Source organism: Streptomyces sp. NPDC029138 (genome assembly GCF_055564375.1).
Genome location: NZ_JBVHWM010000073.1, coordinates 23,696 through 45,984 on the forward strand (window position 1 = coordinate 23,696; position 22,289 = coordinate 45,984).

The window sequence follows — 22,289 nt, forward strand, 5'->3', positions numbered from 1 at the left end:
CAAGTGGATCGGGAACGGTGGCGGGTGACCCTTCAGAGGCTGCGGGCGTCGATGGTGCCGTGGCCGGTGGTCGCGTGGATGGTCAGGTCGGCGGCACCGTCGGTGTTCTTGAGCGCGTTGTGAATCCGGCCGTAGCCGGTGCCGGCGTCCAGGGAGGCGGAGACTCCGGCGGCGGCGCCGACCGACACGTCGCCCATCTGGGTGCGCAGCACGACCGCGCCGCGCACGGCCTGGTTGATGCGGATGTCGCCCTGCCCGGTGCTGATCTCCGCGGGGCCGCCCAGGCGGCCGACCGAGACGTCGCCGCCGGAGGTGGTGGAGCGGACGCTCGCGGCCTCATCGATCTTGATCGCGCCCTGCGCGCCCTCGAAGGCGACGTCGCCGAGCCGTCCGACGCCCCGGAGTTCGGCACAGGACGACTTGACCTCGACCCGGGAGCCGGCGGGCAGCTGGACGGTGACCTCGACCGACCCGGAGGGGCCGAAGTACTGGTTCTTCGCCGCCGGGGCCTCGATCCGCAGGACGCCGTCGCCGTAGACGACCTCGGTCTGCTCCGCCGCCTTCACGTCGCGGCCCTTCGAGGCGTTCGCGGGCAGGACCTCGACCGTGGTGTCGGCCCGGTCGGCGGCGATGAACTGCACGCGCCCGGCGGGGAAGTCCAGGACGGCGGAGATCGGGGCCGGGGTGTCGAACTTCTGCATGATGCTCTCCTCTGCACGCGTCGTTTCTGACACCGGAAACGCTACGTTGCGTTCAGGAGTTGAGCAACATACTCGTTGCATAGATTTAGCATCTGCGCAGTTCACCGGCTGAATATCGTTGCAATCGGCTCACTTGCAACGCAACGCAAGCCACCCTGTCGTTGCATTGGGCATGAAGTGAACGCTACGCTGAGGACCTCAAGAAAGCGTGAAGGGAGATCCCGGTGCCGGGAGGCAGACTCACCCAGCAGGAACGTCAGCAGATCGCGCTGGGGCTGGCCGACGGGCTCGCCTACGCGGAGATCGCCAGGCGCCTGGACCGCCCCACCTCGACGATCACGCGTGAGGTGATGCGCAACGGCGGCCCCACCGCCTACCGCGCCGACCTGGCCCACCGCGCCACCGAACGGCGCGCCCGCCGGCGCGGGCAGGCCGTCCCCCGGGGGGCACAGGCACCCGCACAGGCCCACGGGCGCGATGCCGAGGCCGTGCGCGAGTACGAGGAGGTGTTCACCACCCTCCTGATGGGGCAGGGCCTGCCCAAGATGATGGCCCGGGTGCTGACCTGCCTGTTCACCACCGACGCGGGCAGCCTGACCGCGTCCGAACTCGTCCAGCGCCTCCAGGTCAGCCCGGCGTCCGTCTCCAAGGCGATCGCGTTCCTCGAGAGCCAGGGCCTCATCCGCCGGGAACGCGACGAACGCCGCCGCGAGCGCTACCTCGTCGACGACGACGTCTGGTACCAGTCGATGATCGCCGCCGCCCGAGCCAACGCCCAGCTCGCCGAGACCGCCCGGCAGGGTGTCGGCATCCTCGGTCCCGACACCCCGGCCGCCGTCCGCCTGGAGAACATCGCCCGCTTCATGGACTTCGTCGGCGAGAGCATCACCCGCGCCGCGGAGCAGGCCCGCGAGATCCTCTCCACGAAACCCGAGCCGGCCGCGACCGGCACAGCCGCACCACACCCGGACCGCGCATAGGCGACGCCGACCATGAGATCCGCATCGGCCGGCAGCAGGGCGCGCGACCCGGGCGGCTGCGAAGCGCGGGGCGGTCAGCCCGCTCGGGGACTATGCCTGCGGCGTGCCGGGGAGCCGGACCGTGGCGAGGAGGCCGCCGGCGGGGCGGGGGGTGAGGTCGAGGGTCCCGTCGTGTGCTCGGACGATGCTGTGCACGATGGCCAGGCCGAGACCGACACCGGCGTGTTCGTCGGTGCGTACGCGTTCTGTTCCGCGTTGGAAGGGTTCGGTGAGGGTCGGTACGAGATCCGGTGGGACCGGATGGCCCGTGTTCTCGACCCGCAGAACGCTCGCGGCGTGCTGTGCTTCGGTGTGGACCGTCACGGTGCCGCCGGCGGGGAGGTTGTGGACGATGGCGTTCTGGACGAGGTTCGTCACCATCCGCAGCAGAAGCTCCGTGGAGCCGCTGGTCCGGGCCGCCCCGCCGGTGACGTCGAGCGTGATCCGGCGCTGTTCGGCGAGGGGAAGCAGCGTTTCGGCGGCTTCTTCGGCCGTGAGGGAGAGGTCGACGCTCTCGCGGGTGAAGGTCCCCCGGTCGCCACGGCTGAGCAGCAGGAGGGCCTCGGTGAGGTCGATCGCCCGCGTATTGACAGCGTGCAGGCGTTCGATGAGTTCGCGCTGGTCCCGAGTGGGGTCCTTGCGGGCGACGTCGAGGAGTGTCCGCGAGATCGCCAGCGGGGTGCGCAGTTCGTGGGAGGCGTTCGCGGCGAACCTCTGTTGCTCGGCGACGTGGGAATCGAGTTGTTCGAGCATCGAGTCGAACGCGTCGGAGAGTTCACGGAATTCGTCCTGGCGGCCCTTCATGCGGATCCGGTGGGACAGCGACCCGTTCCCGGCCCTCCGTGCCGCTTCCGTGATCTGTGTGAGTGGTGCGAGCATCCGGCCGGCGAGGATCCATCCCCCCAGGATGCCGAACACGAGCAGGAAGACCAGGCTTGCGGCGGTGGCGGGGGCGAAGGAGTGCAGGAGGAAGTAGCGGTTCGGAGAGAGCCCGTCCGGGGTTCTGACCGTGCGCTCGGGTACGTAGCGCAGCAGGGACCCCCACACCACGGCCAGCACCAGAGCGCCGGCGACGAAGAGGAATCCGGCATAGCTGAGGGTGAGTTTGAGTCGGGCGCTGAGCCCTGGGCGTCTATGCACGCGTGGTGCCGGGGTCGGTGGTGTCGCTGCCGGGGGCGAGGGTGCCGATACCGGTGTCGATCCGGTAGCCGACGCCGGGCACCGTGGCGATGATCCATGGTTCGCCGAGGCGTTTGCGCAGTGCGGAGACGGTGATGCGCACGGCGTTGGTGAGGGGGTCGGCGTTCTCGTCCCAGGCCCGTTGCAGCAGCTCTTCGGCGCTGACGACCCCGCCCTCGGCGGTGACGAGGACTTCCAGCACGGCGAACTGTTTGCGGGTGAGCGCGACGTAGCGTCCGTCACGGAAGACCTCCCGGCGGAAGGGGTCGAGCCGCAGGCCCGCGATCTCGCGGACCGGGGGCCGGGCGTACGCGCGTCTGCGGTCGAGCGCCCGCAGCCGCAGGACGAGTTCCCGCAGCTCGAACGGTTTGGTGAGGTAGTCGTCGGCGCCGAGCTCGAACCCGGAGGCCTTGTCGTCGATCCGGTCGGCAGCGGTGAGCATGAGGATCGGCATGCCGCTGCCGGAGGCGACGATGCGCCGGGCGACCTCGTCGCCGGAGGGGCCGGGGATGTCGCGGTCGAGGACCGCGAGGTCGTAGGAGTTGACGCTGAGCAGTTCCAGGGCGGAGTCACCGTCGGCTGCGATGTCGGCGGCGATCGCCTCCAGCCGCAGACCGTCACGGACCGCTTCGGCCAGGTAGGGCTCGTCCTCCACGATCAGTACGCGCATGTCTGAAGCCTAGGCAGCACACCATATCGCCGACGTATGCAAAGACGTGTGCTCACCGGACACGCGACTCAGCCTGCCGGTGCCGGCGCGGGACGAGGCCGGTCCGACGGCGCTTGCGCCGAAGTGCGCCACCAGCGGCGCGACGCCAGGGCGGCCAGTACGGCGCCGGCGGCGTTGACCAGTACGTCGTCCACGGAGGACACCCGGTCGAGCCGCAGGACGTACTGTGCGGTTTCGACCAGGACCGAGCAGCCCGCCCCGAGCGCCAGGACGCGCGGCACGGACGCCAGCGCCGCGAACCGCATCGGGGCGAAGCATCCCAGCGCCGCGAAGACCAGCAGGTTGCCGACGATGCCGATCGGCCCCATCGTGACCAGGTCCCGCAGCGGTACCAGGCTCACCCGGCCGGGGACGATGCCGGCCCCGGCGCCCGGCATCAGGGTCAGCCACACGAACGGCACCGTCCCGTGGACCATGCCCACCTCGGCCAGCGACATCCGCCACGCCGATGGGGCACCGGCGGCACGCCGACGGCGCGCCAGAGCCCACACCACCAGCGCGGCCAACGGCAGCGTGACCAACGTGATGAGCACCACACCGTTGAACGTGTCGAAGCAGCCGTGCCACCGCCCGGCCACGCACATCGGAGCGGACATCATGAGCGGTCGCCGCAGGACGAACGCGGCGCTCGCCACGCCGAGGACCGCCAGGCCGAGGAGCACGATCCCGCGCGTGCGGCGGGGCGGTGCTGACAGGGACGCGTAGTGCTTCATGCCCCCATTGGAGACGGAGGGCCGTTGCGGCGGCGTATGCGATTTTCGATACGCCCGCGATACACGGAACGCGGTCGGTGTGGCGGTGGAGCCGGCCACGGAGACCCCGGGGAGGATCACCTGGCGACCGGGCCTGCCGGTCGGCCGTACCTACCGCTCGGTGTCTGTCACGGGCTGGGCGTTCCACGAGGCGAGGATGCGCAGGGACGCGTGGGAGGGCGTGCCGGGCTCCGCCGTGAGGACCATGAGGCGCTGGTCGCTGCCGTCGGGGCCGGCCCACATGTCGCAGTCCAGGGTGAGGTCGCCGACGACCGGATGCCGGTAGTCCTTCGTCCCGTAGCTTTCGCCGGTCGCGTGGTGAACTGCCCACCAGGTGCGGAAGTCCCTGTCCCGCACGGAGAGTTCGCCGACGAGAACCGCGAGGTCGGGGTCGTCCGGACAGGTCGCGGCCTCCATCCGCAGAGCGGCTACGGCGGTGCGGGCCGCGGTTTCCCAGTCGAGGTGCAGGGCTCGCACAGCCGGATCGGTGAACAGCAGTCGGACGTAGTTGCGGTCGGCGGGACGGAGCGCGGCGAAGTCGGTGTAGAGGGCGCAGGCCATCGGATTCCAGGCCAGGACGTCCATGCGGCGGCCCAGCACGATCGCCGGGGTTTCGGTGAGCTGGTCGAGGAGTCTGCGCATCGCCGGGCGAAGGCGCTGTGGGGTGCGACGCGACGGACGGGTCCGGGGCTTGCCCGCCAGTAGGTGGAGGTACGTCTTCTCGCTCTCGTCCAGTCGCAGTACGTCGGCGAGGACGGCCAGGATCGCAGCGGATGCCGGCTTGCGGCCCTGCTCCAGCCGTGTGTAGTAGTCGACGCTGATCGACGCGAGCTGTGCCACTTCCTCACGCCGTAGCCCACGGACGCGGCGGGGACCGCCGTCGGCCAGGCCGACCTCTTTCGGGGTCAGTGCGGCACGGCGTGCCTTGAGGAAGGCGCCGAGTTCGGCGGACCCGCCGGTTGAGGGCTTCATGGGCTCAGTGTCTCTCCTGGACCGAACGGGTGGGAGGGCCGATTCGGTCCCAGGCAGCCGGTGTCCCACGGACGAGAACGGCCTCTGGTACGGATTCGGCTGCCGCGTGAGGCTGAGGTCATGAAGACGAACGTGACCTTCGACAGCGCCGGCATCCAGATCGCCGGGCACCTCCACATTCCCGACGACACGACGGCCGGCCCGCACCCGGCGATCGTGGTGGCCCACCCTGCCGGCGGCGTCAAGGAACAGGCCGCGGGTCTGTACGCCCGGCTTCTGGCCGAGCAAGGCTTCCTCACCCTGGCCTTCGACGCCGCCTACCAGGGGGAGAGCGGCGGCGAGCCACGCGGCTCGGAGGATCCCGCCCAGCGGGTCGAGGACATCAAGGCAGCCGTGTCGTACCTGAGCGCCCACGAACTGGTGGACGCCGACCGCATCGGCGCACTGGGCATCTGCGCCTCCGGCGGGTACGTGGTGCCTGCCGCGGTCGGCGACCACCGGATCAAGGCCGTCGGGACCGTGAGCGCCGCCGACATCGGCCGGCAGTTCCGGCAGGGCGCCGACGACGAACAGGACCCGGCGGTCATTCAGGGCATGCTCGATGCCGCGGCCGCGTCCCGCACCGCCGAGTCCCAGGGCAGCGAGGCGCACACCTTCCCGATCTTCCCGGGCACCGAGGAGGAGGCCCGGGCCGGCGGTCAGCACGTGTACGAGGGCTGGGAGTACTACTGCACCGACCGGGCCCGGCATCCCCGCTCGGCCAAGGCGTTCACCTGGAGCAGCGTCGACCGCATCGTGGCCTTCGATCCGTTCCGGTTCATCGGCCTGATCGCACCGCGCCCGATCCTCATGATCGTCGGGACCGAGGCCGTGACCCGTCACATGACGACCGAGGCGTTCGAGAACGCGGGCGAACCCAAGGAACTGGTGTGGATCAACGGCGCCAGTCATGTCGATCTCTACGACAAACTCGAGTACGTCACGCCCGCGGTCGCACAGCTCACGGACTTCTTCCGCGCCCGTCTCACCCGCTCCACCGGCGTCCCCGAGGCGGCACGGCCGACCAGGTAGCCGGTCGGACGTCGCCCTCGCCCCCTGCACATGCCCTTGCTCCCCCTTGCTCGCTTGTCTGTGGGGGGAAGGGTGTGTGGGGGGACGCCGTACCGGACTTCCCGTGGGAGCCTGTTTCGTACTCTGGCGGCATGCGTATGCGCCCCACTCTGAGTTGGACCCCTACCGAGGACCTGCCGCCCGGCACCACGGATCTTCAGCCGGTCACCGATGCGCTGAGCGCCGGCGGTGTGCTGGTGCTCAGTGGGGCGGGCATCTCCACGGAGTCGGGCATCCCCGACTACCGGGGCGAGGGCGGGAGTCTGAGCCGGCACACCCCGATGACCTACCAGGACTTCACCGCCGGCGCCCAGGCCCGGCGCCGGTACTGGGCGCGCAGCCACCTCGGGTGGCGTACCTTCGGCCGCGCCCGACCCAATGCCGGGCACCGGGCCGTGGCCGCGTTCGGGCGGCAGGGCCTGCTTTCCGGCGTGATCACCCAGAACGTGGACAGCCTGCACCAGGCCGCCGGCAGCGAGGGCGTCGTGGAACTCCACGGAAGCCTGGACCGGGTCGCCTGCCTCGGGTGCGGCGCCTTCAGCCCGCGCCGCGAACTCGCCCAGCGGCTGGAAGCGGCCAATCCGGGCTTCGAGCCGGTGGCGGCGGGAATCAACCCTGACGGTGACGCCGACCTCACCGACGAACAGGTCAAGGACTTCCGCGTAGTGCCCTGCGTGGTCTGCGGCGGCATCCTCAAACCGGACGTCGTGTTCTTCGGCGAGTCGGTTCCCCCGCAGCGGGTCGAGTACTGCCGCGAGCTGGTCCGTGAAGCAGCCGCACTGCTGGTCCTCGGCTCCTCGCTGACGGTGATGTCCGGGCTGCGGTTCGTCCGCCAGGCGGCACAGGCCGGGAAGCCGGTGCTCATCATCAACCGGGACCAGACCCGAGGCGACCGGCACGCCCTCACCCGGGTCGCACTCCCGCTGGGAAGAGCCCTCACCACCGTGGCGGGCCGACTGGACGTCCCCCTCGACGTCCAGACCGTCCAGACCTCGCCCCGGACCTGAAACCTGACCGGCGGCGGTTCTACCGGATCGGGCGAGTGGTGTCGTCCGAGGTGACGTCGAGCAGGTCCAGGGCGCCCTGGATCGCACGGTCGAAGGGTTCTACGGACTGTTCGGCGCGAGCAAGTGCGTATCCGCCCTGGACGACGGCCGCCAGGGTCGCGGAGGTCTGCTCCGGTCGCAGGCGTGCGTCCAGTTCGCCGGCCTCCTGGGCCTCGGCGATGGCCCCGGCCAGGCAGTGGACGAGAACTCCGAAGGTCTCCCGGACCGGCGCGCGCAGGGCGTCGTCGGCGACGATCTCCGGGTCGCCCGCCAGCCGCCCGACACTGCATCCGCGCAGCACGTCCCGTTCCAGGAGCAGGTAGGCGACGATCCGTTGCAGCCCCGAGCCGCTGCCGGAGAAGATCTGGCGGATCTGCGCCTGCATCAGCTGCGCGCTGCGCCGTTCGGCGGCCAGGACGAGATCGGGTTTGCCCTTGAAGTGGTGGTACATGCTGCCCTGGCCGACGCCCGACCGGCGCAGGATCGCCGTCGGGCTCGTGCCCAGGTAACCCCGGTCCCACAGCAGTTGCCGGGCGCCTTCGATAAGGCGTTCCTTGGCGTCGGAGGATCCTTCCACGCTTCGACCATACATACATGTATGTATGGTGGGCAAGGTGCGGCGCGGTCCGCCGCACCCACTGACACCCGGCCATGCCCGGACACGACCGCCCTCAGGCCTGTCCGGTGGCACGGCTCATCGAACGGATGGAGAAGTCATGGCATACGCGAGTTCCGTCGAGATCGTGGAGGCGTTCTGGGACCAGGTGTGGAACGCACATGATCCGGAGAAGGTCGACGACTTCGTGGTCGAGGACTTCGTCATCACCACCGCCGGCGAGCGCGTCGAGGGACGTGACAACTTCAAGAACTGGATCAGGGGCTTCCTCGACCAGGTCGACGACCTCCGGCTGGAGGTCCTCGAAACCTTCCAGAACCAGGACGGGAGCCGGGTCGCTTCCCGCTGGCGCATCCACGGACGGAACAACGGCGTCCTGGGCACCGTGGCCGACGGGCGACCGATCTCCTTCACCGGGACGGCGGTGTGGGCGGTCCGCGAGGACGGCAAGCTCCTGCACAACTGGGTGGAACGCGCGAGCTGGGAGCTGCACCAGCGCCTCACCGCGCCACCCGCCGCAGCGGTCTGACGCGGCCGGGCTCTCGGTACTCACTCCCCGCCGGAACGGACCCGGTAACTCACCGCCGGGAAGGGGAAGTTGCCCGAGTTGAGGGTCCCCGTCACGTAGTACAGGTCACCGGAGGTACCGGGCGCGCCGGTCTGGCAGTCGGGGTTGTAGTAGACCTCGACGTTCTTCTCCGATACGGCCAGGTAGGACGCGGCCGACTGGGGCAACTGGTGACACACTCCGGGATCGCCGAGGTCGGCGACGATTTCGGTGCCGGTACGGTTCGCACCGGTGTAGAAGACGACGCCGGGCAGCTCGTTCGCACTGGCCGGAGTGCCCGCTGTGAGAGTGAGCAACGACGCGGCAGTTGCCGCGCCGGCGAGTGCGGCGATCTTCGTACGGAATGCGGTCATGGGACTCACCTTCACGGTGTGCGGGACCACGAAAGTCCGATGGAGGAACCACGATTCGGTGGAGCCGGCCGATCCGACGATCAAGCTACTTACCTTTTCAACTTACTCGGAAGGCGAAAATCAGCCGTTGGCAACGATGTCATCGTGTCTGGCCGACGACGATGTGGTCCCGCATACGCGTCCGCAGGGGTGACGTGTCGGCACGCGTGCCGTGCAGGCGCCCGGCCCGCAGGGAGGTCACGCCACCCCCGGCGCGGCTGTCTGAGGCAGACTCTCCGGGCAGGACCGCGCGGTCGACTTTCACCGTTATGGGGACGAGGCGGTGGGTGAGGGGTATGGACGATCCTCGCGTCGGTGACCTGCGTAAGCGATCAAGAGGGAGCACAGACGGCACCTGACCGGGTGACATATTCGGCGACTCCTCAGGTTGCGGAAGTGACGGACTGTCGGTTGCCTCGTGAGCGGAACACAGGAGAGGCGCCGCGCAGACAGGCCGGACACTGTTCCGTTGGAGGATTCGCATGCGTTACAGACACATGGGTGCGGGTATCGGCCTGGCTCTCGGTGCCCTCGCACTACAGACCCCGGCCGCTGCCGCCGCGGATGACTCGGATATCCGTATCGACCCGTGGAATGCCCACCCGGGTTCCACGGTCACGGTCAGTACGAGGGCCTGCGACGCCGACGCGGACTACGGCAAGGGCTTTTCGGAGGTGGGAGGAGAGTTCCACCTCTTCGAAGGCGACGAGGACGGGGAGCTCACCGGCCAGTTCGAGATCCCGGAAGGAACCAAACCGGGCAGCGACACAGTCACCCTGAAGTGTCCGCCCCTGACCAAGGTCACGGAAACGTACCGGGTCACCGGCCGCCCTCCGAGCGGCTCAGTCAGCGCGGGCTTCGGACCGGCCGAAGACACAGGTGCGGGGCTCGCCCTGGGCGGTGGGCTGCTCCTCACGGCCGCTGCCGGGGGTGTGGCCTGGTTGTGCCGCCGCCCGAACGACAACCGCACCTGACCGTACGAATCCCCGGCCGTCCCCGTCCCCGTCCCCGTCCCCGTCCCGTCCTCTTCGGCCTGTGACCGGCCCCCGAAACGGACCGGCTCCGGTGGCCGCGAGCCCCACCCACCGTGGGTCCCGCCCACCGCGAGTGCCGCGCACCGCCGAGTCCCACCCACCGCGCGTCCCACCCACCACGCGTCCCACCCACCGCCGAGTCCCACCCACCGCGAGGCCACACCACCCGCGAGGCCGCACCGCCCGCTCCGACGCACCCGCCGTGAAGCAAAGACTCAACCGCCATGGCACCCAGACACCACACCAGCGCTTCCCGAGATCCCCGCATCCCCGCGGTGGTCCTTCTGACCTGCGCAATGACGGCAGGCGTGGTGTTGCTGATCAGCGGGGTGCACGACGAGGAGCCACCACCGCGGCCATCGGCGGCCCGGGCCTTCTCGACCTCCGCACACCCCACCCGCCCCACCGTCCAACCGCTGCCTCCCGCAGATCCGGTCCGGCTCCGGATCGCCGCCATCGGGGTGGACGCCCCGATGACACGAGTGGGCCTCGATGCGGCAGGGGCGCTGCGGACACCACCACGTGACAAACCCGGCCACGCCGGCTGGTACGGCGACGGCACACCTCCCGGCTCGGCAGGCACCGCCATCGCCACCGGGCATGTGGACACACCCACCGGCAGCCCCGGTGTCTTCTACGGCCTCGACACCCTGACCGAGGGCGCCACCATCGAGATCAGCCGGGCGGACCGGCGGACAGCGGTGTTCGCGGTCCGCGCCGTCGAGCTTCACGACAGGAAGGAGTTCCCCAGCGAGAAGGTCTACGGCAGCTCCGGCCGGCCCGAACTCCGGTTGATCACCTGCGGGGGCGGCTACAGCAAGCGCACCGGCTACCTGGCCAACGTGGTGGTCTACGCGACACTGACCGCGGTGACGTAGCCGACCGCACGCGCGCTGACCGCTGTCCGACAACTCTCGCACGGAGTGGGCCCACGCAGGGCTCCTCCACACCCGGTACAGCGGAAGCTGACCCGTACAGGGGCCGGCGCCGTACCTCGAACAGGCCCACTCCCGGGAAGCCGGCGACGGTAGTCTCGGGCCATGCCCGAGACGTCAGTGGCGCGCTTCTACGACGAACTGGCCGACGACTACCACCTGATCTACTCGGACTGGGACGCGAGCATCCGTCGGCAGGGGGACGCTCTGGACGCCCTGATCGGCCAGGATCGCGCAGCGGTGCTCGACTGTTCCTGCGGCATCGGCACCCAGGCCATCGGCCTGGCGCTGCGCGGGCACAGCGTCACCGGGACCGACCTCAGCCCGCGCGCCGCCGCCCGCGCTGCCCGCGAGGCGGCCCGCCGCAGCGTGAGCCTGCGCACGGCCGTGGCCGACATGCGGCGCCTGCCGTTTCCCGATGGCCGGTTCGACACCGTCGTCTGCGCCGACAACTCGCTGCCTCACCTGCTGACAGAGCAGGATGTGCACGCCGCCCTGGCCGAGATGCGCCGCGTGTTGCGTCCCGCCGGCCTGCTGCTGGTCAGCACACGTTCCTACGAAGACCTGCTGCGCGACCGCCCCTCCTCGATGCCTCCACAAGTCCACCGGACCGCTGACGGCGGGGAACGGACCGTCACCTTCCAGCTCTGGCAATGGCACGACGACGGGGAGCACTACGACTTGGAGCACTTCCAACTCCTGCCGGGTGGCGCAGATTGGCGCGTCAAGGTCCGTCGGACCACCTACTGGGCACTCGGACAGAGGCGGCTGGCCGGCCTCGCGGCCAGCGCCGGGTTTGTCGACGCCGGGTGGCGGATGCCGCAGGAGACAGGCTTCTTCCAGCCGCTGCTCGTGGCCCGCGTCGGCGCGTAGAGCTGTCGGCTGTTCGCGGCGACAGAAGCCCTCACTCAGACGCGACCGGAGTCTCCGGCGGGGCGGGAAGCGTCCGTCCCAGGCGGGCGAGTGGGGACAGGGCCATCAGCGCCGGTGACAGCAGCATGCCTGCGGCTGTCACCAGGAGGCTGGTGCGCGTCCCCCACACTTCCGCGAGAAGACCGCCGAGCAGTGAGCCGAGCGGGGTCAGTCCCATGCCGACAAAGTTGATCGTCGCGGCCACGCGGCCTTGCATCCCGTCCGGAGTGACGGTCTGCCGGACGGCCATGACCGTGACATTCACCAGCTGGCTGAAGGTCCCGAAGACGAAGTCGACCGTAAGGAGCGCGGGAACCGTCACCACCGAGGTGCCGGGCAGTGCGGGCACGATCAGGAACACGCCGTCGCCGAGTGCCGCCGCGGACACGAGCACAGCGCCATGCCCGAAGCGGCTCGGCAGGCGGGCGGCCAGCAGCGCGCCCAGGAGCGCGCCCGGCCCCGTCGCCGCGAGTGCCAGCCCGACGGCGGCGCCCGACAGGTGCAGGTCCCGTGGCAGGAACAGCAGATAGACGGTCATCACAGCCGCGAAGAAGAACTGGAAGGCGGCTGATGCGAGGCACACGGTCCGCAGCGAGGTGTCGCCCGCGACGAAGCGGAGGCCCTCGTGGATCCGCCGCCAGACCCGGGGAGGACGTCCGGAGCGTTCCGGGACGGATTCGCGGTGACCGATGCGTCGGATCGACAGGAACGACAGCGCGAAGAACACCGCGCTGGAGGCGGCGGCGATCGGCGCCGACAGTACAGACACCAACGCACCGCCGAGGGCGGGACCGCCGATCTGCGCGGCGGACCGACTGCCCTCCAGCGCGCTGTTGCCCCGCACCAACTGGTCGCGTCTCACGAGCCGTACCAGTGACGTCTGGTATGCCACGTCGAAGAACACGGACAGAGCCCCGACGGCGAAGGCGACCACGAGCAGCGCCGGCAGGCCGAGCCCACCGAGGAGGCCGGCCACGGCGGCGGCGCCCAGCGCCAGGGCCCGACCGGCGTCCGACAGCACCATCAGCGTGCGGGTCCGCCACCTGTCCACCCACGCGCCGACGAAGAGCGACAGCAGCAGGATCGGCGCCTGCCCCACCGCGCGCAGGGCGCCCAACTGGCCGGCACCGGCGTGGAGCGTCAGGACGGCGAAGAGCGGCAGAATCACCAGAGTTGCCTGTTCGCCCAGTTGGGAGGCGGTCTGGCCCACCCAGAGCCTGCGGAAGTCGGCGTTTCGCCACAGGTTTGACGGAACAGGCACAGGGACCCCTCGGTTGACCGAAGACGAGACCCGCCAACCGGCGCACGACAGGTGCACGGGCCATTGCAGGCAGCGGGAAAGGAAGGCTCGTTGTGCCGCGCGTCAAGGGCAGCACGCGATGACAGGCCGCTCACGGCCTCACATGTCAACGCGTGCTCGAACGACCGACCATGTCTTCGCTCCTCGTGAGTCACTCGCTGCGCGAACAGTAGCTCCCGCTCGGCAGGGCAGGAAAGGTGATTAAGGGCCGGGCAGACGGCGGGGTCTGAGCCTCCAGGTGCGGCAGCTCATCGCCGTCGGGGGCGGGTCCCGTCTGCCTCCGCGCAGTACCGTCTCCGGAGACGATCACGGGAGGGGCGGGATGACGAATGATCTCCAGTTCAGTTGGGAACTGAGCGGCAGTGGTTGGGCAATCTGCCGTGTCAAAGACGACCACGCGGAGCGGAAAGACGTTGTCAGCTACTGCACGGATGCCCTTGGCGACTTGCTTCACGCCATGGCCGGTCTCTACGGGCCCACGGCCGTCCAGCGCTTCTCCTTCGATCTTGAGCCGGCGGAAGTGAGGTGGGTACTGCGAAGCAGGGGTGTGGACGTTGACATGGCGATCTACCGCTTTCCCGACATGTCCACAAGCTTTGATGCGCCCGACCAGGACGGCACACTCGTCTGGCGCTCCACGCAACCCCGAACCGTCCTCGGTCACGCCGTCGTGGAGGCTGCTCAGTCAGTTTTGCGGCTCCACGGTGAGGATGGCTATCTGGCGAAGTGGGTGCAGCACCCCTTTCCCGTCGCGGCACTGCAAGACCTGCACCGACTCCACCTCCAGCACGACAAGTGCGAACGCCGACACGATGTGGCCAGCGGCGGCACAGCAACCGCAGCTGTCGGCAACTGATCGGACGGGATGCCCACGAGCACCGGGCCGAAGATCTCCTCCACCGCAGATCAGGCGGGGGACCTGCTAGGACTCGGTCGCCAGACGGACGCCCAGGGCGACCAGGACCGTCCCGGACACCTGCTCCATGCGGCGTCGCACGCTCTGACGTTTGAGGACTCCTCCCACTCGCCCGGCCAGCCACACCAGAGGCAGGTACCAGGCCAGGTCGACCGCCGCCCAGATCACCGAGAAGGCGAGCAACGTGGGAAGAACAGGGACCCCTTGGGGCACGAACTGGGGAAGGAACGAGACGGCGAACACGCCGGCCTTCGGATTGGCGAAGTTGGTCACCAAGCCCTGCCAGTACGCCCACCGCAGCGACACCGCCGCCGTCACAGCCGGTTCCTCGTCCGGGCGGCCGGCTCGCCGAGCCTGCCACAGGGCACGTACTCCCATCCACACCAGCATCGTGGCGCCGGCGATCCGCATGCCGTCGTACGCGGCCTCCGAGGCCAACAACAGGGCCGACAGGCCGAAGGCCGCCGCGAGGCCCCACAACAGCACCCCGCACTCGTTGCCGAGGACGGTTGCCATGCCGGTTCTCCGGCCGTTCACCACCGCCCGCCGTAGGATCACGACCGTGCTCGGCCCCGGGACCATGGCGATCAGGACGGCCGCACCGATGAACGCGACCACGGATGTCGTCATCCGGGCAGCATCGTCAAGCCTGTGACCGCCCGCAAGTGCGAGGGCCGGCCTTCAGCAGTATCGCCTGTACTTACAACGAGGGACCCGTAGTAGTCCTGTGCCTCCCGGGCGGCTGGACGTGCATGGCCGTCCCGGTTACCATGCATTGCATGGTACCTGATGAGGCAAGGAAGGGTGGCTCAGGGAAGGCGGAAAGTCAGCTCCGCAAAGGAGTGCTGGAGTACTGCGTCCTGGGACTCCTGCGCAGCGGCGCTCGCTACGGCGTAGAGCTGCTGGAGGTGCTTGGCACGGTGAACGTGATGGCCACCAGCCAGGGGACGATCTACCCCTTGCTGGCCCGGTTGCGCCGTGACGGCTTGGTGGATACCACCTGGCAGGAGTCCCCAAGTGGGCCGCCGCGCCGCTACTACATGCTGACCCCTCAGGGAGAGGCGGCGCTGGCGGAGTTCACTGAGATATGGCCGCACTTCCGCGACGCCGTGGACCGCTTCATCACCGATTGAACGACCGAACTCCCTACTGCCCGCACCTGGAGATTCACTATGAAGACCGTCGAGCACCCGCTTGCGGTGGCCTACCTGGAGGCTGTGGCACACGAGGCCGCAGCCCTGACACCGGAGCGCCGCAACGAGCTTCTTGCCGATCTGACGGAGCACATCGCGGTGGCGTTCGCCGAGCAGCCGGCCAGCAGCGAGGCAGAGGTGAAAGCCGTCCTGGACCGCCTCGGCGACCCCCGCACCATCGTGGCCACCGCCCGCGAAGGCGAGACCATCGCGCCGCCGGTCAGCAAGTGGCACAGCCTTGCCCCGTTGGTCTTGCTGCCGGTGGCCGGACTTCTCGGAGGCGTCAACATCGCCCTGGGCGGCATTGCCATGATCGCCGGCGTCGTGCTGCTGTGGGCAGCACCTCACTGGAGCCGGCGTGACAAGATCATCAGCACCGCGGCCACCCTCCCGGTCCCTGTCGCGCTTGTCGGCATAGCCCTCACCGCCGTAACAACGGGGCCACTCGACCCGGGGCTGCTCACTCTCGTCGCCCCCAGCGTGCTGGTCCCGGCGGCCGCATCGGTATACCTCTTCCGGACAGGGCGCCGCATGTCGTCCTGATCAGGAATCGCCTGACGGCTTCCCGGCCCAGGCCGGTTCGGCGAGGACATGTGGAGTGAGGCCGGCAGCGTGCCGCCGTCCTCGTCGTCCTCGGCGACCGGCGCCGGCAGCCGGACACCCCGAATCGCGGCCGTCCGGACACCATCGACCCTCCACCGTCCGAGCACGGCTGCCCAAGGCCCTGGTCGTCCCCAGGTCTGCCAGCGCCCCGGACCCGGCGGTCCTGCCTCACCCACACGGCCGGGAACAGTCGCCGGCTTCTGAACTGCTCAGCCACGTCGGTCCCGCCGGCCGGCACGTCGGGTGGTCGCCTCGTCGGTGGCAGGCCGGTGAGCCGGTGATGTCCGTGGCCGAGGGTGAGAAGAGCGAGGCTGTGCCGCCGAATGACCCGAGTGGGACCCGGCGATCCACTCACGGGTGAGCTGACGCGGCTCCCCATGGAGCCGGGTGAAGGTGACGACTCTACGGCCGGCGTTGCGCGCCGATGAGGGTGTGCATGAGGGCGTGTGCGCGTGTCGCCGCGGTGGTGTCGCCGAGGAGTTGGATCTCCTGGTTGGCCGACATGGCGATGCCGGCCAGCCCCGACACGAGGGCGTCGGCGTCGAGGGCCGTGCTGATGTCCCCCGCGGCTTGCGCGGTGGCGATCTGCTCCCGCAGGAAGGCCCGCCAGCGGAGCACCGCCTCGCGGAGGTGGGTGCGCAGTTCGCCCGGCTGCCCATCCAGTTCGCAGGACGCGGCCGTGACGAAGCAGCCGTTGGGGAACGGGCTGTGGGCGAGGTAGTCGCACCAGTGGTCGATCACCGCTCGCAGGCGCGGCAGACCCGGCTCGACCGCGAGTCCCGGTGTCACGACCGCCTCGGTGAACATGTCCACCGCCTTGGTCAGTACCGCGAGTTGCAGCTCCGCCCGAGAGCCGAAAGGGCCCACGACCCCGGCCTTGCTCATGCCGAGCGATTCGGCCAGCGAGCCGATGGTCAGGCCGGACAGGCCCTCGCTGGACGCCTGGAGCACGGCCGTGCCGACGATGCGGTCACGTGTGCGTCGAGCCTCGTCGGCGGATCTCCTCATGACAACAGAGTTTACCGAACGATCGTATGCTAACTTAGCGAACGATCGTACGCTAAACCAAGGGGGCACCGATGCGTATCCGATGGCTGGGCTGGGCCGGGGTGGAACTCGAGGCGCAGGGCGAGAGTCTGGTCGTAGACCTGCTGGGCCGGCCCGAGGGGGTCCTGGAAGGGACCCCGCTCACGGCACCGCTGCCGAAGGTCACCCACCCGCGCACGGAGGGGAACGTGCTCGCCGGGCTCTGCACCCATCTGCATCGCGATCACACGGACGCCGCCGCGCTCGCCCGTGCCCTGCGTCCGGGTGCGCCGGTGCTGCATCCCGAGCCGTTCGGCGGTGACGACCACGAGAATCTGTGGACCCTCAAGGCCGACGGTGAACTCAACGAACGGGATCTGTCCAGACGACCGACGGCCGCGTGGGAGACCACCACGATCGGGCCCTTCACCATCGCCGCCGTGCCCGCCGTCGACGCCATCGGAGACCCGCAGGTCTCGTGGGCGATCGAGGCCGGAGGCAAACGTGTGATCCACCTGGGCGACAGCATGTTCCACGGCTACTGGTGGCGCGCCGCCCACCGGTACGGCCCCTTCGACGCCGTACTGACCCCCATCAACGGACCGGCGGTCTGCTTCCCGCACTGCCGGCCGCCCAGCCCGTATCCCGCCGCACTCGACGCCGAACAGGCGGCCGTGGCCGCCCGGTTGCTCGGGGCGAAGGCCGCGATACCGATCCACTACGACGGCTTCCACATCGACGGCGTCTACAGCACCCAGCCCGATGAACTGTCGCGCTTCGTGGAGGCGGCCTCCGGGGAGACCTACGACATCCTCACCCCGAAGCTGGGCGAGGACCTGACCATCTGAACGCGGGCGTGGCCCTCCGGCCCGGTGGGCCACGCACCCCCGACTGCACCGTCGAGGCGATGGCGATGGCGATGCAAAGCGATGGTCGGCTGCACGCGGGCGGGCGCCGGGGCAGCCGATGACTTTCCGCCGGCTCCGGAGTCGTACCTGTGACGACCACCTGACCGGAAGGCCCCCGATGAACACGCTGTACGACACCCTGCACCGGTATGTCGACGAGGGGAAGGTGCCGGGCGCCGTCGGCCTGGTCGCCCACGGGGACGACGTGGAGGCCGTGGCCGCCGGGTCGGTCGATACCGGCGGCACCGCGCCGATGGCGCGGGACTCGCTCTTCCGTATCGCGTCCCTCACCAAGCCGATCACAGCGGCGGCGGTCCTGATGCTGGTGGAGGAAGGACGACTCGCCCTGGACGCCCCGGTCGAGCAGTGGCTGCCGGAGCTGGCGAAGCCGAGCGTGGTGCGCACCCCTGACGCGCCGGTCGACGACGTCGTCCCGGCGGCCCGCCCGATCACGGTCGAGGACCTGCTCAGCTCCCGCACCGGCTGGGGTTTCCCCGACGACTTCTCCCTCCCGGCGGTGCGGTCCCTGTTCACGGTGCAGAAGGACGGCCGCGCCCTTCAGGACTGGCCCGACCCGGACACCTGGCTGGGCCTCCTCGCGCAGGTGCCGATGCTGCGCCAGCCGGGAGAGGCCTGGCTGTACGGCACTTCCTCCGACCTCCAGGGCATCCTGGTCGCCCGCGCGTCGGGCCGTACGCTCCCCGACTTCCTCGCGGAACGGATCTTCGAGCCGCTGGGCATGAAGGACACGGGCTTCGAGGTCCAGGAGGCGAAGCGGCACCGCTTCACCTCGTCCTACGCCCCGTCGCCGTCCCCGTCCCCGGACGGAACCCTGGAACTGGCGGACACCCCCGACGGGCTGTGGAGTCGCCTCCCGCGTTTCCATTCGGGCGGCGGGGGCCTCGTCTCCACGGCCGACGACTGGCTGGCCTTCGCCCGCATGCTGCTGAACGGAGGTGAGGGCAACGGCCACCGCCTCCTGACCCGCACGTCGGTCACCCGTATGACCACCAACCACCTCACGGCCGGGCAGCGCGCCGACGCCACACTGTTCCTGGAGGGCCAGGGCTGGGGCTACGGCGGCCAGGTCGACGTCACCCCGGCCGACCCCTGGAACGTCCCCGGCCGCTACGGCTGGGTGGGCGGCACGGGTACGACGGCGCACATCGTCCCGTCCACGGGTACGGTCGCGATCCTCCTGACGCAGGTGGCGATGGAGAACCCGACACCGACGCCGCTGATGCGGGACTTCTGGAGGAGCGTGGCCCGCGGCACCGGTCCGGCGGACCGGGTGCGGTGAGGGAGCCCCTTCCGGGGGAGCCCCTTCCGGGCGGTGCTGAGCGCTAACCGTGCGCCTGCTGGGCGTGCTTGGGCAGGAGGCCCACCAGGAGGAGCGTCAGGACGTTCAGGGCCGCGGCGATGCCGAAGACCAGTTCCGCGGCGGCGAGGTAGGAGGGGAGGGACGGGTGCCCGACCCGGGCGAGGAAGACCGTGCCGAGGGCGGCGACGCCGATGGCGCCGGCGAACTGCTGGACGGCGTTGAGCAGGCCCGCGCCGGTGCCGACTTCCTCGGCGGTGGCATCGCCGATGATGAAATCGACCAGCGGGACGAACACCAGCCCGGAGCCGAAGCCGGTGAGCAGCAGCGCGGGTGCCAGCTTCCCGGCGGTGATGCCGGCGCCCCAGTGGGCGGTGGACCACCACAGGCCCAGCAGGCCGATGACGGCGACGGCCAGCCCCAGGCGCAGGCCGGCGCGTCCCAGCTTCTCGGCGAGCACGGCACCCGAGAGCAGGACGGCGACGGCGGTGCCGAGGGCCCAGGGGATCAGCGTGAGGCCTGTGTGCAACGGCGTCCAGCGCATGCCCTGTTGCAGCAGCAGGTTGATGACGAGGACGAACGCGCTCAGTGACGCGTAGAACCCGGCCACGATCACCAGGCCGACGACGAAGCTGCGCTTGCGGAACAGCGACGGTGCGATGACGGGGTGCTCACTGTGCCGTTGGGAGACGACGAACAGGGCGAGCAGGACGACCGCGGCGCCCATCATGACGTAGGTCCAGGCGGGCCAGCCGAGGTCGCGCCCCTGGATGAGCGGGACGATGAGCAGGGCCGAGGCGGCGGTGAGCAGGCCGACGCCGGTCAGGTCGAGGCGGGCGGCCGGGTCCTCTCCGCCGCGGCGGGGCAGGACACGCCGTCCGAGTACGGCGGCGACGACGCCGAACGGGACGTTGATCAGGAAGATGGAACGCCACTGGCTGCCGAACAGGTCCAGGTGGAGCAGCCAGCCGGCCAGGATGGGCCCGCCCACCATGGTAAGGCCCATCAGCGGGCCGACCGGGGTCAGTGCCCTGCGCAGGTGCTCGGGCGGGAACACGACCTTCACCAGGGCCAGACCCTGCGGGATCATGACCGACCCGCACAGGCCTTGCAGGGTGCGGGCGACGATCAGGAAGACCGGGTCGGGGGCGAGGCCGCAGGCCAGCGAGGCCAGGGTGAAGCCGGTCATGCCGAGCAGGAACAGCCGTCGGCGCCCGAGCAGGTCCCCGAGCCGTCCCGAGGTGACCAGGCCGAGTGCGAAGGCGGCGGTGTAGGCGCTCAGCACCCACTGCACCGTCACCTGGCCGCCGCCGAGGTCCGCGCGGATGGAGGGACCGGCGAGGTTGGCGACGCTGGAGTCGATCAGATCCATGAGGTCGGCCAGGACCACGACGGCCAGGACGAGCCACGCGGTGCGCGGCGGCAGCGGGCGGGTGGGGGCAGGAGCTTGGGATGCGTGCTGATGAATGGACACGAACAGTGTTCTACAGACGATCGGTGTTCTGCACAATGCGAACAGCGTTCTGAGTGACGTAGAACACCGCTCGTAAGCGCGCAGAACACTGTTCGCGCGTTCGCTAGACTCCCCGTATGTCACCGACTCCGCAGCAACGGCGCGCAGCACGGCACCAACTCGGCACCGACCCGAGCGCACCCGCGGCCCGGCGTGGGCCGGCCGGCGGGCGCAAGAAGCCGATCACGGTCGAGGCCATCATCAGCACCGCGTTCGGCATCGTGGAAAGAGAGGGGTACGAGGCCCTGACCATGCGGCGCGTGGCCACCGCGCTGGAGACGGGACCGTCGTCGCTCTACGCCCACGTGGTCAACAAGGAGGACCTGGACGAGCTGCTCATCGGCCGTCTGTGCGCCCGGATCGAGCTGCCCGAGCCGGACCCCGCTCTCTGGCGGCAGCAGATCACCGGTGTCTGCACCCAGCTGCGCGACCAGTATCTGCGCTACCCGGGCATCTCCCAGGCGGCCTTCGCCGCCGCCCCGTCCAATCTGGACACGCTGCGCGTCAGCGAGGGAATGCTCGCCATCCTGCTCGCCGGGGGCATCGACCCGCAGGTCGCCGCCTGGGCGATCGACTCGCTCCAGCTCTACGTCAACGCCTACAGCCTGGAGATCTCCCTGGTGAACAGGCGGCTCGACCGCAGTGACGACACCTGGGTGGTCGGCCGCGACGAACTGCTGCGCCGATTCGCCGCACTGCCCGACACCTTTCCCCAGACCAAGCGCTACGCCGCCGAGCTGACCGCCGGGACCGTCCACGACCGCTTCGACTTCACCATCGGCCTGATGATCGACGGCCTGCCGGGGGCACGGCGAGATCCGTGACCAGGCCGGAGTCTCGTGGCACGCCCGGCACGGGATGTGAGGCCGGCGGCAGGGGACGATGATTTTGACGGAGGCTTTCAGGCCTCCATCAGGTCTCTGTCAGGTGTCTCCGGGAGATCTGTCAGGTCTCTCGGGGAGAGAAGGGAGATCCGCCATGGCCGCACAAGGCCCCGCGACCCACCCCACGACCGAGCTCGACGCCCGCTACAGCTCCGCGACCAACCCCCGCCCGGGCGCCTCGGACGTCACCGCCACCGAGTGGGCCGAGGCCCAGCGGCAGCTGGGGACCGCCGAGATCTTCTGGGTCTCCACGGTGCGGCCCGACGGCCGGCTGCACGTCACCCCCGTCATCGCCACCTGGCACGAGGGGGTGCTGTACTTCGCCACCGGCCCTGGGGAGCAGAAGGCGAGGAACCTGGCCCACGACGCGCACTGCGCGCTGACCACCGGGGGCAACTCCCTCACCCAGGGGCTCGACCTGGTGATCGAGGGCACGGCGGAGCCCGTCACCGACCCGGCGGCCCTGGAGAACGTGATCACGGCGTACGAGGCGAAGTACGGGCCGCACATCACCTCGCCCGAGGGCCCCTTCCACGGCATCGGCGACGCGTTCCGGAGAGGGGACGCGGTGGTGTTCGCGCTGACCCCGGCGACGGCGTACGGCTTCGGCCGGGACGACGGGGTGTACTCGCACACACGGTGGACGTTCTGACCCAGACGGT

25 protein-coding genes are annotated in these 22,289 nt (G+C 70.0%); 14 read left to right on the forward strand and 11 right to left on the reverse strand.

Features of this window, described 5'->3' with window-relative positions:
- Nucleotides 1-32: 32 nt before the first annotated feature.
- On the reverse strand, nt 33-701 hold the full coding sequence (locus ACZ4WH_RS36905) for a DUF4097 family beta strand repeat-containing protein (RefSeq protein WP_468189169.1): 669 nt from the start codon (nt 699-701) through the stop codon (nt 33-35).
- A 224-nt stretch (nt 702-925) separates the two neighbouring features.
- Between ACZ4WH_RS36905 and ACZ4WH_RS36910 the strand changes: the two genes are divergently transcribed.
- Complete coding sequence (locus ACZ4WH_RS36910; protein WP_468189172.1) at nt 926-1,681, forward strand: helix-turn-helix domain-containing protein; 756 nt, start codon at nt 926-928, stop codon at nt 1,679-1,681.
- A 90-nt stretch (nt 1,682-1,771) separates the two neighbouring features.
- On the opposite strand, the gene ACZ4WH_RS36915 is transcribed toward ACZ4WH_RS36910, so the two are convergent.
- The 4 genes from ACZ4WH_RS36915 to ACZ4WH_RS36930 form a co-directional block, all read right to left on the reverse strand.
- Nucleotides 1,772-2,860 carry a sensor histidine kinase gene (locus ACZ4WH_RS36915; RefSeq protein ID WP_468189175.1) on the reverse strand — a complete coding sequence of 363 codons (1,089 nt, stop codon included), beginning with the start codon at nt 2,858-2,860 and terminating at the stop codon, nt 1,772-1,774.
- On the reverse strand, nt 2,853-3,569 hold the full coding sequence (locus ACZ4WH_RS36920) for a response regulator transcription factor (RefSeq protein WP_468189178.1): 717 nt from the start codon (nt 3,567-3,569) through the stop codon (nt 2,853-2,855). The genes ACZ4WH_RS36915 and ACZ4WH_RS36920 overlap by 8 nt, the downstream gene beginning before the upstream one ends.
- A 68-nt stretch (nt 3,570-3,637) precedes the next feature.
- Nucleotides 3,638-4,342: a VanZ family protein gene (locus ACZ4WH_RS36925; protein WP_468189181.1), complete on the reverse strand. Its 705-nt coding sequence runs from the start codon at nt 4,340-4,342 to the stop codon at nt 3,638-3,640.
- Between the two features lie 150 nt (nt 4,343-4,492).
- Complete coding sequence (locus ACZ4WH_RS36930; RefSeq protein WP_468189184.1) at nt 4,493-5,353, reverse strand: helix-turn-helix domain-containing protein; 861 nt, start codon at nt 5,351-5,353, stop codon at nt 4,493-4,495.
- Between the two features lie 120 nt (nt 5,354-5,473).
- Between ACZ4WH_RS36930 and ACZ4WH_RS36935 the strand changes: the two genes are divergently transcribed.
- Nucleotides 5,474-6,424, forward strand: a complete 951-nt coding sequence (locus ACZ4WH_RS36935; protein ID WP_468189187.1) for an alpha/beta hydrolase — start codon at nt 5,474-5,476, stop codon at nt 6,422-6,424.
- A gap of 131 nt (nt 6,425-6,555) precedes the next feature.
- On the forward strand, nt 6,556-7,470 hold the full coding sequence (locus ACZ4WH_RS36940) for an NAD-dependent protein deacetylase (protein WP_468189190.1): 915 nt from the start codon (nt 6,556-6,558) through the stop codon (nt 7,468-7,470).
- A gap of 19 nt (nt 7,471-7,489) precedes the next feature.
- Here ACZ4WH_RS36940 and ACZ4WH_RS36945 read toward each other — a convergent pair whose 3' ends face one another.
- Complete coding sequence (locus ACZ4WH_RS36945; RefSeq protein ID WP_468189193.1) at nt 7,490-8,101, reverse strand: TetR family transcriptional regulator; 612 nt, start codon at nt 8,099-8,101, stop codon at nt 7,490-7,492.
- 124 nt (nt 8,102-8,225) lie between these two features.
- Between ACZ4WH_RS36945 and ACZ4WH_RS36950 the strand changes: the two genes are divergently transcribed.
- Entirely contained in the window at nt 8,226-8,654 is a 429-nt protein-coding gene (locus ACZ4WH_RS36950) for an ester cyclase (RefSeq protein WP_468189196.1), read from the forward strand.
- Nucleotides 8,655-8,674: 20 nt separating this feature from the next.
- Here the strand turns inward: ACZ4WH_RS36950 and ACZ4WH_RS36955 are convergent, their stop codons facing one another.
- Nucleotides 8,675-9,046 carry a hypothetical protein gene (locus ACZ4WH_RS36955; RefSeq protein ID WP_468189198.1) on the reverse strand — a complete coding sequence of 124 codons (372 nt, stop codon included), beginning with the start codon at nt 9,044-9,046 and terminating at the stop codon, nt 8,675-8,677.
- A gap of 521 nt (nt 9,047-9,567) precedes the next feature.
- On the opposite strand from ACZ4WH_RS36955, the gene ACZ4WH_RS36960 reads away from it, so the two are divergent.
- From ACZ4WH_RS36960 to ACZ4WH_RS36970, 3 genes are all read left to right on the forward strand, one after another.
- Nucleotides 9,568-10,059 carry a sortase gene (locus tag ACZ4WH_RS36960; protein ID WP_468189200.1) on the forward strand — a complete coding sequence of 164 codons (492 nt, stop codon included), beginning with the start codon at nt 9,568-9,570 and terminating at the stop codon, nt 10,057-10,059.
- Between the two features lie 356 nt (nt 10,060-10,415).
- The gene (locus tag ACZ4WH_RS36965) at nt 10,416-10,997 is read left to right on the forward strand and encodes a class F sortase (RefSeq protein ID WP_468189202.1); all 582 of its coding nucleotides are present in this window, start codon (nt 10,416-10,418) and stop codon (nt 10,995-10,997) included.
- A 162-nt stretch (nt 10,998-11,159) separates the two neighbouring features.
- Nucleotides 11,160-11,927 carry a class I SAM-dependent methyltransferase gene (locus ACZ4WH_RS36970; RefSeq protein ID WP_468189204.1) on the forward strand — a complete coding sequence of 256 codons (768 nt, stop codon included), beginning with the start codon at nt 11,160-11,162 and terminating at the stop codon, nt 11,925-11,927.
- A 31-nt stretch (nt 11,928-11,958) separates the two neighbouring features.
- Here ACZ4WH_RS36970 and ACZ4WH_RS36975 read toward each other — a convergent pair whose 3' ends face one another.
- Nucleotides 11,959-13,227, reverse strand: a complete 1,269-nt coding sequence (locus ACZ4WH_RS36975) for an MFS transporter (RefSeq protein WP_468189206.1) — start codon at nt 13,225-13,227, stop codon at nt 11,959-11,961.
- A gap of 361 nt (nt 13,228-13,588) precedes the next feature.
- Between ACZ4WH_RS36975 and ACZ4WH_RS36980 the strand changes: the two genes are divergently transcribed.
- Nucleotides 13,589-14,122, forward strand: a complete 534-nt coding sequence (locus tag ACZ4WH_RS36980) for a hypothetical protein (RefSeq protein WP_468189208.1) — start codon at nt 13,589-13,591, stop codon at nt 14,120-14,122.
- Between the two features lie 66 nt (nt 14,123-14,188).
- On the opposite strand, the gene ACZ4WH_RS36985 is transcribed toward ACZ4WH_RS36980, so the two are convergent.
- Nucleotides 14,189-14,812 carry a LysE family translocator gene (locus ACZ4WH_RS36985; protein WP_468189210.1) on the reverse strand — a complete coding sequence of 208 codons (624 nt, stop codon included), beginning with the start codon at nt 14,810-14,812 and terminating at the stop codon, nt 14,189-14,191.
- A gap of 149 nt (nt 14,813-14,961) precedes the next feature.
- Between ACZ4WH_RS36985 and ACZ4WH_RS36990 the strand changes: the two genes are divergently transcribed.
- Entirely contained in the window at nt 14,962-15,315 is a 354-nt protein-coding gene (locus ACZ4WH_RS36990) for a PadR family transcriptional regulator (RefSeq protein ID WP_468189212.1), read from the forward strand.
- Between the two features lie 39 nt (nt 15,316-15,354).
- Entirely contained in the window at nt 15,355-15,918 is a 564-nt protein-coding gene (locus ACZ4WH_RS36995; RefSeq protein ID WP_468189213.1) for an HAAS signaling domain-containing protein, read from the forward strand.
- Between the two features lie 462 nt (nt 15,919-16,380).
- On the opposite strand, the gene ACZ4WH_RS37000 is transcribed toward ACZ4WH_RS36995, so the two are convergent.
- Nucleotides 16,381-16,986, reverse strand: a complete 606-nt coding sequence (locus ACZ4WH_RS37000; RefSeq protein ID WP_468189215.1) for a TetR/AcrR family transcriptional regulator — start codon at nt 16,984-16,986, stop codon at nt 16,381-16,383.
- Nucleotides 16,987-17,057: 71 nt separating this feature from the next.
- On the opposite strand from ACZ4WH_RS37000, the gene ACZ4WH_RS37005 reads away from it, so the two are divergent.
- Both ACZ4WH_RS37005 and ACZ4WH_RS37010 read left to right on the forward strand, forming a co-directional pair.
- Nucleotides 17,058-17,852: an MBL fold metallo-hydrolase gene (locus ACZ4WH_RS37005; RefSeq protein WP_468189217.1), complete on the forward strand. Its 795-nt coding sequence runs from the start codon at nt 17,058-17,060 to the stop codon at nt 17,850-17,852.
- Nucleotides 17,853-18,030: 178 nt separating this feature from the next.
- Entirely contained in the window at nt 18,031-19,212 is a 1,182-nt protein-coding gene (locus ACZ4WH_RS37010) for a serine hydrolase domain-containing protein (RefSeq protein ID WP_468189219.1), read from the forward strand.
- A gap of 43 nt (nt 19,213-19,255) precedes the next feature.
- Here ACZ4WH_RS37010 and ACZ4WH_RS37015 read toward each other — a convergent pair whose 3' ends face one another.
- The gene (locus ACZ4WH_RS37015) at nt 19,256-20,704 is read right to left on the reverse strand and encodes an MFS transporter (protein WP_468189221.1); all 1,449 of its coding nucleotides are present in this window, start codon (nt 20,702-20,704) and stop codon (nt 19,256-19,258) included.
- Nucleotides 20,705-20,820: 116 nt separating this feature from the next.
- Between ACZ4WH_RS37015 and ACZ4WH_RS37020 the strand changes: the two genes are divergently transcribed.
- Together ACZ4WH_RS37020 and ACZ4WH_RS37025 are read left to right on the forward strand one after the other, a co-directional pair.
- Nucleotides 20,821-21,567 (forward strand): TetR/AcrR family transcriptional regulator, encoded by a 747-nt coding sequence (locus ACZ4WH_RS37020; RefSeq protein ID WP_468189223.1) that lies wholly within the window; start codon nt 20,821-20,823, stop codon nt 21,565-21,567.
- A 154-nt stretch (nt 21,568-21,721) separates the two neighbouring features.
- Complete coding sequence (locus tag ACZ4WH_RS37025; RefSeq protein WP_468189225.1) at nt 21,722-22,279, forward strand: pyridoxamine 5'-phosphate oxidase family protein; 558 nt, start codon at nt 21,722-21,724, stop codon at nt 22,277-22,279.
- Nucleotides 22,280-22,289: the final 10 nt, after the last annotated feature.